Origin of the sequence: Sorangium sp. So ce128 (assembly GCF_051525245.1) — a bacterium.
Taxonomy (GTDB): Bacteria; Myxococcota_A; Polyangia; order Polyangiales; family Polyangiaceae; genus Sorangium; species Sorangium cellulosum_B.
Window position 1 is genome coordinate 4697238 of record NZ_CP150313.1, and the last position, 11087, is coordinate 4708324.

An 11087-nucleotide genomic window follows, 5' to 3' on the forward strand; every position below is an offset into this window, starting at 1 on the left:
GCGCCAGGAGCAGGTCGTGCGACGCTCGCGCGCAACCCGGTGCACCGTCGACTGAACAATCTTCACCGTGTCGTTCCCGAGGCGTACCTTGCCGTGGGCCGCCAGCTCTGCGCGGCGCGTGGAACCCCGATGTCGATGTCCGTGTCCTTGCCCTCCGCTCCCTCGCCCTCCGTTCGCACGCTCCTCGAGTCGCTGCCCTCACGGGGGCGCTTGATCGAGCTCGCGCGCTATTTCGGCGTCTTCGTGCCCCAGCGCGGCACGAAGGCCGAGCTGGTCGCCGCCCTGGCGCGCTCCGAGCAGGTCCGCATGCGCGCCGTGGTCGAATGGATGGGCCGCGACGAGCTCCGCGCTGCCTGCCAGGCCCACGGCCTGGACGCTTCCAGCCGCGCGCGCCAGGAGCTCGCAGAGCGGCTCCTCCAGGCCTTCGGCGATCGCAAGACCGCCCCTCCGACGGGCCTCTTCGGAGCCCACGTCACCCCGCGCCTCACGCCCCTGAAGGGGGACATCGCGCTCGTCCGGCAGCGCCAGTACCTCGTCGAGGACGTCATCACGCCCGAAGCCCCGAGCGAGGCCACCCGCGTCGACCTCGTCTGCCTCGACGACGATGCGCAGGGCGTCCGCCTCTCGGTGCTCTGGGAGATCGAGCTCGGCGCGAAGGTCCTGCAGCCCGAGGCCGAGGGGCTCGGCGCGGTCGCCTCGCTCGACCCCCCGCGCCGCTTCGCGGCCTACTTCCACGCCCTCAAGTGGAGCAGCGTCACGGCCACGCGCGCCGATCTCTTCCAGGCGCCGTTCCGGGCCGGCATCAAGCTCCTCGACCACCAGCTCACGCCCCTCAAGAAGGCCCTCGAGCTGCCGCGCGCGAACCTGTTCATCGCCGACGACGTGGGCCTCGGCAAGACCATCGAGGCCGGGCTCGTCATGCAGGAGCTCCAGCTCCGGCAGCGCGTGGACTTCGTCCTCGTCGTCTGCCCGGCCTCCCTCTGCCTCCAGTGGCGCGGCGAGATGGAAAAGCGCTTCGGCCAGCGCTTCGAGATCATGGGCCGCGAGCTCGTCGCCCGCCGGCGCCGCGAGCGAGGCTTCGGCGTCAACACCTGGAGCACCCACAACCGCTTCATCGTCTCCTACCAGACGCTCCGCCGCACCGAGTACCGCGAGCCGCTCATCGCCCACCTCGGCGCGCGCATGAAGAAGAGCCTGCTAGTGCTCGACGAGGCCCACACCGCGGCGCCCGCCTCGGCGAGCCTGTACGCGGTCGACTCCCACGTCACGACCTTGATCCGCGACGAGCTCGGCCCGCGGTTCGAGAACCGTCTCTTCCTGTCGGCGACGCCGCACAACGGTCACTCGAACAGCTTCAGCGCCCTCATGGCCATGCTCGACCCCCAGCGCTTCACGCGGGGCGTCCCCATCCAGGCGGGGTCGAAGGCGCTCTCCGCCGTGATGGTCCGCAGGCTCAAGCGCGACCTCCAGGCGCTCGGCAAGAGCGATTTCCCCGTCCGGAGCGTCGTCCGGATCGCCCTTACGCGCGAGGGCGATGGCTTCCGGGCGCGGTGCTTCGAGGCCGAGGCCGGCCAGCGGGAGAAGCTCGCCGCGGAGATCGCGCTCGGCCCCCTCGGCACGCCCGAGCTCGAGCTCTCGCGCCTCCTGGCCGAGTACACCGAGACGATGAAGCCGAAGCGCGGCCGTGGGCAGCTCGTCTTCATCAACCTCCAGAAGCGGCTCCTCTCGAGCATCGAAGCGTTCCACCGGACGCTGAACGCGCACGCCGCGCGCGTCGACGAGGGGGCGGCGAGCGCCGATTCCCGCCGCTCGGCGGGGCGCGCCGCCACGCTGGATGACCAGCTCGATCTGGAAGGAATGGCGAGCGCCGCACCCGCGCCTGCGCCGCTGCTCGGGCGCAGGCGGCCCGAGGACGACGACGCGTATGGCGTCGACGACGAGCAGCGCGACGAGGAGGACGCGGCCGAGGTCGCCTCGGCGTCAACCGCGCTCCCGTCCCCCGAGGGGCGCGCCCGCCAGCTGCTCCAGCGCATGCTCGACCTCTCCCGCCAGCACCGCCATCGGCCCGACGCCAAGGTGGCGGCGCTCCTGCACTGGCTCCGCGCGGAGCTCTGCCCAGGGGTCGACGCGTCGGACAGGGGCAAGCGCACGAGCGGCGCCTGGGGCGACCGGCGGGTGATCATCTTCACGGAGTACGGCGACTCCATGCGCTACCTCCAGAAGACGCTCGGCGCCGCCTTCGAGGACACCGACCGCGGCGACGAGCGCATCGCCATCTTCCATGGCGGCATGGGCGACGAGGCGCGCGAGGAGCTGCAACGGGCGTTCAACGGCGATCCGGGGGAGCACCCCGTGCGCGTCCTCATCGCCACCGACGCCGCGCGCGAGGGCCTGAACCTCCAGAACCACTGCGCCGATCTCTTCCACTTCGACGTCCCGTGGAACCCGGCCCGCATGGAGCAGCGCAACGGCCGCATCGATCGCACGCTCCAGCCCGCGAGCAAGGTCCGCTGCCACTACTTCGTCTACCCGGAGCGCGCCGAGGACGCGGTGCTCGAGAAGCTCGTGGGCAAGGTCGAGACGATCCAGACCGAGCTCGGGAGCCTGGGCGAGGTCGTCATGGAGCGCATCGAGCGGGCGTTCAGCCATGGCATCGATCGGAGCACCGCGGCCGCCCTCGACGAGGCCGAGCGGCTCCCCGAGCAGGCCGAGACGACCCGGCGCGAGCTCGAGACCCAACGCGAAGGCCCGGCCGCGCTGAGGAAGGAGATCGACGAGGCGCGCCGCATCCTCGGCCGATCCCGCAAGGTGATGGACTTCAGGGAGGAGCTCCTGCACGACGCCATCGACGTCGGCCTGGAGCTCGCGGGGGCCGCGCCGCTCGCGCCGCACGCCGAGAAGGTGGAGGGGCAGCAGGCGTTCGCGCTGCCGCCTCTGCCGGCGAGCTGGGACCGCACCCTCGACAGCCTGCGCCGCCCTCGCCGCAGGGACGAGCCCGAGTGGGAATGGCGCAAGCTCGCCCCGCAGCCCGTTGTCTTCAAGGCGCTCGACCGGATGGGCGAGGAGCGCGTCCACCTGCACCTCGAGCACCCGTTCGTGCAGCGCATCCTGGCGCGCTTCCTGGCCCAGGGCTTCGGCGCCCAGGATCTCTCGCGCGTGACGGTCGTGCCCGACGACCGCTCGGGCGAGCCGCGGGCCATCGCCTTCGGTCGCCTCTCGCTGTTCGGGCCCGGGGCCGCGCGCCTGCACGACGAGCTCATCGCCGTCGCCGCGCCCTTCCGCGAGAGCGGCGACGGTGATCACCTGAAGCCCATGGGCACCGAGGAGGATCGCCAGGCCGTCGCCCACCTCGAGGAGCTGCTCACGCGCGTCGGCGGCCTCCCGGCCGTCCCGGAGCCCCTTCGCCGGCGCCTGGCGAGGGCGGCCGCCGCCGACTTCGGCGTGCTCTGGCGGCACGTGCAGGACGAGGCCGACGGTCGGGCGCACGAGGCCGCGCAGCTCCTCTCGGCCCGCGGCGCCAAGGAAGCCGAGGATCTGCGGCAGATCTTGAGGGCCCAGCGCGTCGAGATCGAGGGCCAGCTGAACGTCCAGCTCTCGCTCTTCGGCGAGCTCGAGGGCGACACGATGAAGTCGCAGCGGGAGCAGCTCGAGAGCGAGCGAGAGGACATGAGGAAGCGCCTGGGCCGCATCGAGGACGAGATCCGGGACGAGCCGGCGGAGCTCGAGGCGCTCTACCGCGTGAGCCTGAAGCGGCTCGCGCCGGTCGGGCTCGTGTACCTCTGGCCGACGACGAGCATCTAGAGCGGCGGTCACCCGCTTCGGATACGGGCCCATCTCGACGTTTTCGGTGCTCAGCGCACTGGAGTGCGCTTCCGCGCCGAAAACGCCGATCTGGACCCGTCTCCTGTGCGGGTGACCGCCGCTCTGCGACGCTCGTACCAGGCTCAGCTGAAAACCGCTCTAGCGGGGTCGTCCGGACCGCCGCAGGTCCGATCGCGGCCTACCCGGCCGTGGCTTGGCCGTTCGCAGGATCGTGGCCTAGGATGCCCTGGACCCGACGATGCATCTCCAGCGGTTCCAGGTCCAGGGCTACAAGAACCTCCGCGCCCCGGTGTGCCTCGCCGATCTCGGCAGGCTCAACGTGCTGCACGGCGACAACAACGTCGGCAAGTCGAACCTGCTGGAGAGCATCGGGCTGTTCTTCGTGGCGATCCAGGCGCTGCGGGAGGAGGCGCGGGGCGGCCCGAGCCTCATGGAGCGCTACGCGCGCTCCGCGCCGCCGCCTGAGGCCGCGCCGGACGAGCGGCCGCCGCGCGAGGCCGTGCGCGGGTACGAGTACTTCACCCTTCAAGGATACCCGCCGGCCGAGATCTTCAATCTGAAGGACGCGGGGCCGATCGTCCTCGAAGCGGAGCTCCAGCTCGATCGCGAGAAGGACGATCCGCCCTGGCTCGATAAGCCGATCATCGCCCAGGTCCGCCTCGAGCGCCGGGAGGAGGAGGTGACCGTCCGGATCACCACGCTCCGGCGTACCACCGACGGCGCGGATTTCGCGGCCGGAGCGGGGGACAAGGCGGCGACGGACGCCGCGTTCGCCCTGGTGCTGGAGCGGCTCGGGCAGCGCGTGCGCCGGAAGGAGGTCGTGCCGCGTTTTGCGCTGGTGCGCGCCGATCGCACCCTCGCGCGCGACGCATCGGAAGGCGCGTCGCCGCTCGCGACGCGCGAGCCGCTCCCCCGCGCGCTCGGCAAGGCGCTGCACGACGCCGAGAGCGCGACCGGCGCACCGCGCGAGCGCTTCAAGCGTTTCGTGGCGGCGCTCGGCCGCTTCGGGGATCTGGTCGGCCCCGGGCAATGGCGCATGCGATTCGACACCGAGGCCGATCGCGCGGAGCTGGTCCTGGATACCGGATCGGAGCTCTTGCCCTTGCGCTTGATGGGCTCTGGCATCCAGCAGATCGCGGTCCTCTGTGCGCGCCTCGTGATGACGGGCGCGGACGTCATCGGCGTCGAGGAGCCGGAGCTGAACCTGCGCTGGTCGGCGCAACGTGCGCTGCGCGACGTGCTCGACGAGCTCGCCGCCGATACCGAAGCCCCGTCGCAGCTCCTCATCACGAGCCACTCCGGGCAGTTCGAGAAGCAGCCCCCCTTCTACCTGCTCACGCGCTCGGAGGACGGGCCGCGGATCCACAAGGTGTCTGCCGAGGAGGCCTGGGAGTTCACCCAGCCGGCGGCGCCGCCGCCGCCCTCGGGCGCGCGCGCGCCGCGCGGATACCTGACGATGGAAGGGGTGGTGCAGGTCCCGCCAGAGGTCCAGCAGCAGCTCGGCCTCTCGCACGGAGGCGGCGTGGTCTTCGTGCGCGATAACGACGGGCATTATCGCATGCTGACCAACGACCAGTATGCCGAGCTGTTCGAGGACCGGGGGCCACAGCAGTGACGGCCGACGAGCTCGCGGCGCGGCTGCGCGAGGGCGCCGTCACGCTGGCGTTCGACACCAACGCGGTGTACCGCGACCGGCGGCTCAACGGGCTTTGTGACCGCATCGCACGGCACAACCTCCGCCTGGCCGTCGAGGGACGCGCGCCGGTCCGGCTCGTGATCTCCGCCGTCGCTTACGCCGAGAAGCTGTTCGACCTCAAGCAGCGATGGCGAGGGACCTTCAACCTCGATGTCATCCTCGACGGGCTCCGCTCCAAGGGGATCGAGGTGCAGCCGTTCGACGCCCGGCACGCGCTGGAGACGGCGGCGCGGCTCGGCGAGCGGTATCCGAACGACGCGGCCTGGCAGCGCGCCAAGCGCGACCGCTGCCTTTCGTGCCTGGGGCTGCCCCCGAGCGCCGCGGAGGCTCCCGGCACCGGCCGGACCTGCGGCGCCACGGTCGACTGGCTCGTCGGCGGGCATGCCCGGGCCGAGGGGTGCATGCTCGTGACCGACGACACCGATCCAGAGCTGGGCGGGCTCCTCGATCGGGTCGGGCTGGAAACGCTGGCCGCCGCGCTTCGCCTGCTGTCGGAGGAGCCCGCATGAAGGAGACCCTCCTGCCCAGACCGCGCCCGTGCATCGTCACGGCGCTGGAGCTGCTCGGGCTCGACGACCCCGAGATGCCCGAGGGGCGGGCGCGCCAGGTGTTCTCGATCGTCCAGCGCCACATCGATCCGGAGACCGTCAAGCTCTATGGTGGCCACCTGTCCCTCGCGGCCCGGCGCGTGCTCCACTTCGCGCCGATCCGGCGCGCGGGGTGGCTCCTCTTCTGGCAGGCGCTCAACGTCGCCCACCTCCAGTCGGACCTCGTGCCGCTCGGCGTGCTCGTGCGCGGCGCGATCGCGCTCGGCGATGCCGCCGCGCAGGGGGACCTCGCCATCGGCCGTGGGATCGCGGAAGCAGAGCGCCTGCGCGACGAGGTCGCGCTCGTGCCCCGGGTCATCGTCGACCCGCGTCTGCTCCGCGAGGCCGAGCAGAACGCGGATCTGCGCGCTCCACAACATTCTGTCATGGAGGAGCTCGGTTATATCCGAGAGCTCCTCCGGGAGGACGGGGATGGCCTGTTGTTCGTCGACTACCTGTGGGCGTTCAGCTCGGAGGTGGACGAGCCGCCCCTGTACCTCGAATTCTTCAAGGAGCATCGCCGGCTCGTGACGCGCAAGCTCGATTCAGCGACCGTCCTCGACCGCTCATCGCATGCCTGGATCTGGCTGCGGAGCTACCACAACCGGGTCTTCAAGCAGCTGCTGAAGAGCAGGTGGCCGCTCGACGGCCAAGAGCTCTTGGATCTCCGCGTCCCGGCGACTAGCCCTCTCGTCTACAGCTTTCCCCCGTCGGCCAAGGCCCCCTGAGCGCCACCTCCGGCCTCGATGTCGCCAGAGGTCATCTCGATGCCGGGCCGGCGCTGAGGTCGCTTCCCGGGACGCCGGCCCTCGGGACGTGCTTCCCCGGGTCGTCCGAGGGGCGTACCTTTCCGTCCGCCCGCGCGCTGATCGGCGGGTCCGGAAAACGAGCATGAGCGACGCCGACAAGCGATTCCACGAGCAATGGATCGGCATGGCGCAGCCCTCGGAGGGGCTCGTCGTGTCGGTGCCCGTGCTGGTCGATGCCCAGTGCGCGGAGAAGCTGCCGCGGGAGGCGCACCTGGCCTTCCTCGAGTGCCTCGAGGAGGACGCCGAGAAGAGGCTGCACGTCCCGGATCTGGCGCGGCTCTTCTCGACCGTGCTCGAGCTCGACGCCGAGCGCTTCGACGCGGGCGAGGCGCTCCCGAAAGAGCTCTCGCTCTACGTCGTGGAGGGCAAGCAGCTCCTCCGGCCGACGCGCGCGCTCCGGTGGAACAAGCCCCGGGAGGAGGCGGCCGCCGCGGCGGACAGCACGCCCGCGGCGCAGGCGGGGCGGCCGTACGCGATGCTCGTCTGGGAGGTGCCGCCCGAGGTCGAGCAGCTCGACAGGTCCGAGCAGGTCACCGGCGCGTGGGAGTACCCGGCGCAGGCGAAGTTCGAGCGGCTGCTCCGGGAGTGCCGCGTGCCGATCGGGCTCCTCTCGAACGGCCACGAGATCCGGCTCGTGTACGCGCCGCACGGCGAGTCGAGCGGGTGGATCGCGTTCCGCGCCGCCGACATGGCGTCCGTGAGCGGGCGGCCGATCTTCGACGCCTTCGTGATGCTGCTCTCGCGGCAGCGCTGGTTCGGCGTGGCGGCCGAGCAGTCGCTCCCGGCGATCCTGGCCGAGAGCCGCAAGCGCAACGCCGACGTCACCACCGAGCTCTCGCGCCAGGTGTTCGAGGCGCTCGAGGCGCTGCTCGCGGGGTTTGCCGCCGCCGAGGAGCGGGACGGCACGGGCGCGCTCCGGGACGCGCTGGAGCGGGAGGACGACCACCTCTACGCGGGCCTGCTGACGGTGCTGCTGCGGCTCGTGTTCCTGCTCTACTGCGAGGACCGGGGGCTCCTGCCGGCCGAGCACCCGCTGTTCGCGCGGAGCTACAGCCTGCTCGGGCTGTTCGACGCGCTCCAGGCCGACTTCGGGAAGTACCCCGACACGATGCACCGGCGCTTCGGGGCGTACCCGCGGCTCGTAGGGCTGTTCCGGGCGGTCTATCTCGGTGTGTCGCACGGGGAGCTCGTGATCCCGGCGCGGCGCGGGCAGCTCTTCGAGCCGAACGCCTATCCGTTCCTCGAGGGGTGGGGGCCGGAGGGGAGCGCGCCGATCACGCAGGCGGAGGCGCGAGCGGCCGTGAAGCTGCCCAGCGTCGACGACCTGACGGTGTACTCGGTGCTGGAGCGGCTGCTCTACCTGGGGGGCCAGCGGCTCTCGTACAAGGCGCTCGACGTGGAGCAGATCGGCAGCGTGTACGAGGCGCTGATGGGCTTCGGGGTGAAGCGCATCGAGCGCGGCGCGGTGCGGATCCGGCTCGGGAGCAAGAAGGGCGCGGCGCGGGTCTGGGTGGAGGCGGACGCGCTGCTCGCGGCGCCGGCGAACCAGCGGGAGCGGTGGCTCCAGGACGAGCTCGGGTTCGACAAGAACGTGGCGGCGAAGATCGCCGAGGCGGTGAAGGGCGCGAAGAAGGCCGAGGAGGCGCTCGGGGCGATGGAGCCCTTGAGCGGGCGGACCCCGGAGCGGGCGGGCGCGGGGACGCTGGTGATCCAGCCGGGGCCGGAGCGGCGGAGGACGAGCAGCCACTACACGCCGCGCACGCTGACCGAGCCGATCGTGGAGCGGACGCTGGAGCCGCTGATCAAGGCGATGGGGAAGGCGCCGAGCTCGGAGACGCTCCTGAACCTGGTCGTCTGCGATCCGGCGGTGGGGTCGGGGGCGTTCCTGGTGGCGGCGTGCCGGTACCTGGCCGATCGGGTGGTGGCGGCGTGGACGCGGGAGGGGCGGCTGGAGGTGATCGCCAGCGCGCACGAGGACGTCGTGAACCATGCGCGGCGGCTGGTGGCGCAGCGGTGCCTGTATGGCGTCGACAAGAACACGTACGCGGTGCAGCTCGCGCGGCTGTCGCTGTGGCTCGTGACGATGGCGAGGAACGAGCCGTTCACGTTCGTGGACCACGCGATCCGGCACGGGGACTCGCTGGTGGGGCTGGGGTTCGAGCAGATCCGGGCGTTTCACTGGAAGCCGCAGGCGCAGGTGGAGCTGTCGGCGGGGCTCCTGTCAGAGGCGCTGGACGAGGCGATCGGGATCCGGAAGAGGATCCTGGAGCTGGCAGGCGAGGGGACGTACGCGGCGCAGCGGGAGAAGGAGCGGCTGCTGTTCGACGCGGAGGACGCGCTCGATCGGGTGCGGCTGGTCGCGGATCTCGTGGTGGGGGCGTTCTTCGGGCAGAAGAGCGACAAGGAGCGGGAGAAGGAGCGGACGCGGCGGCTGGACCGGGTGACGGCGTGGCTCGCAGCGGAGAAGCGGGGGGAGGGGGAGAAGGCGGGGGAGATTCTGGCCGAGCTGCGGGGGATGCAGGGGGAGATCCGGCGGGAGCAGGTGCCGTTCCACTGGATGATCGAGTTTCCGGAGGTGTTCTACGGCGACCGTCCTGATCCGCTTGATGGGAACAAGAACACCGGAGCAGCGTTCGTCGACGCTTTTATAGGGAATCCGCCTTTTGCCGGGAAAAATGGCATTGGTGCGACCGGCGGCGACAGTTACCTTCCGTGGCTCCTGGCGACCAATGAAGAGAGCCACGGCAATTCCGACCTTAGCGCGTATTTTCTTCGCCGAATGGCAAGTTATGTTGGTGCTAACGGCACATTGGGCGTCGTTGCGACGAATACCATATGCCAAGGAGATACTCGTCGCACAGGACTTCGGTGTCTATTGGTTCATCAATTCTTGATCTATGATGTTGTTGGCAGCTACGCTTGGCCTGGGGACGCGGCGGTGACCGTAAGTGTCGTTCATCTCGCTCTGGGAACGCCGCAGCAGTACGTTTGGCCCGTGCTAAATCGCGCGAGAGTCACTGTTATCAATTCCGGATTTCGTTCGGCGGCTGAAAATACAGAGCCAGTTGGGTTGTTCAGTAATCGTGGTTGTGCATTTGCTGGTGTCACTCTCCACGGTGAGGGGTTCTTGCTCTCGGCTGCGGAAGCTGCGCAGCTAATCAGAGGTTGTTCCCAAAATTCGCAGAGAATACTTCCGTATATTGGGGGGGAAGAGGTTAATACGCATCCGCGGCAGGAATTTCATCGGTTTGCGATTAGTTTTGGTCGCATGGATATAGATGAGGCTCGAAAGTGGCCTGAGCTTATTAATATCGTAGAGCAGCGAGTGAAGCCTGCTCGTCTTGCGATGACCGGAACGGGATCTGCTGCTGAGTACCGCAAAAAATATTGGTGGCGATTTGCGGGCGATGCGAACGAGTTCTACCTCCGGATGCGCACGATGGATCGTGCTCTGGTGGTGTCGCGTGTTACGAAGCATTTGTGCTTTTCGTTTCAGCCGACCAATAGATTGTTCAGTGAAACGCTTGTGCTTCTTGCGGTTGATGGCTTTTCTTCATTTGCGGGCCTGCAGTCTCGCGTTCATGAAACTTGGGTGCGACTGTTGTCGTCCTCGATGAAGACGGATCTCCGCTACTCCGCCTCCGATTGTCTCGAGACATTCCCCTTTCCAAAGCCCGACCCCCGCGCCATCATCCCCGAAATCGAGACCATCGGCGAGAAGCTTTACGAGACCCGTGCCCGCTTGATGGTCGACACCAACCAGGGCCTCACGAAGACGTACAACGCCCTGAAGGACCCCGACAACGACGACCCCCGCATCCTCGAGCTTCGCGCCCTCCACGAGCAGATGGACCGCTCCGTCCTCGCCGCCTACGGCTGGAGCGACATCGCCGTTCCCCCCTACTGCCCGAATACCGACGACGACCGCGCCGCCGTGCAGGCCTTCGAGGACGAGGTGATCGATCGTCTCTTCGTCCTCAACGCCGAGCGCGCCGCGCAGGAAAAGCAAGCCGCCGCAGCCACCGCGTCCGCCGCGAAGAGCGCCAGGAAGCCCGCCGCCAGGAAGCCCGCCGATCCCGCCAAGAAACCCCGCACCCCGCGCGCCAAGCCGGCGACGCCCACGTTGCCCGGCTTCGCGGACGAGAGCGATCCGTGATCCGGCGAGCCGCGGCA

At 69.7% G+C, this 11087-nt stretch carries 5 protein-coding genes; all 5 read left to right on the forward strand.

What is annotated here, in order from left to right:
• The first annotated feature begins 129 nt into the window (after positions 1-129).
• The 5 genes from drmD to WME82_RS17935 all read left to right on the forward strand — a co-directional run bounded on the left by drmD (position 130) and on the right by WME82_RS17935 (position 11070).
• Positions 130-3801 (forward strand): DISARM system SNF2-like helicase DrmD, encoded by a 3672-nt coding sequence (drmD, locus tag WME82_RS17915; RefSeq protein WP_438043810.1) that lies wholly within the window; start codon positions 130-132, stop codon positions 3799-3801.
• A 259-nt stretch (positions 3802-4060) separates the two neighbouring features.
• Positions 4061-5437: an AAA family ATPase gene (locus tag WME82_RS17920; protein ID WP_438043811.1), complete on the forward strand. Its 1377-nt coding sequence runs from the start codon at positions 4061-4063 to the stop codon at positions 5435-5437.
• Entirely contained in the window at positions 5434-6027 is a 594-nt protein-coding gene (locus tag WME82_RS17925; RefSeq protein WP_438043812.1) for a hypothetical protein, read from the forward strand. The genes WME82_RS17920 and WME82_RS17925 overlap by 4 nt, the downstream gene beginning before the upstream one ends.
• The gene (locus tag WME82_RS17930; protein ID WP_438043813.1) at positions 6024-6833 is read left to right on the forward strand and encodes a hypothetical protein; all 810 of its coding nucleotides are present in this window, start codon (positions 6024-6026) and stop codon (positions 6831-6833) included. The genes WME82_RS17925 and WME82_RS17930 overlap by 4 nt, the downstream gene beginning before the upstream one ends.
• 163 nt (positions 6834-6996) lie before the next feature.
• Entirely contained in the window at positions 6997-11070 is a 4074-nt protein-coding gene (locus WME82_RS17935) for a DNA methyltransferase (RefSeq protein ID WP_438043814.1), read from the forward strand.
• The last annotated feature ends 17 nt before the right edge of the window (positions 11071-11087 follow it).

What these genes read in the sequence shown, in the direction of transcription:
- drmD (WP_438043810.1), top strand. Translation starts at nt 130, where the DNA reads ATGTCGATGTCCGTGTCCTTGCCCTCCGCTCCCTCGCCCTCCGTTCGC.
- WME82_RS17920 (WP_438043811.1), top strand. Translation starts at nt 4,061, where the DNA reads ATGCATCTCCAGCGGTTCCAGGTCCAGGGCTACAAGAACCTCCGCGCC.
- WME82_RS17930 (WP_438043813.1), top strand. Translation starts at nt 6,024, where the DNA reads ATGAAGGAGACCCTCCTGCCCAGACCGCGCCCGTGCATCGTCACGGCG.
- WME82_RS17935 (WP_438043814.1), top strand. Translation starts at nt 6,997, where the DNA reads ATGAGCGACGCCGACAAGCGATTCCACGAGCAATGGATCGGCATGGCG.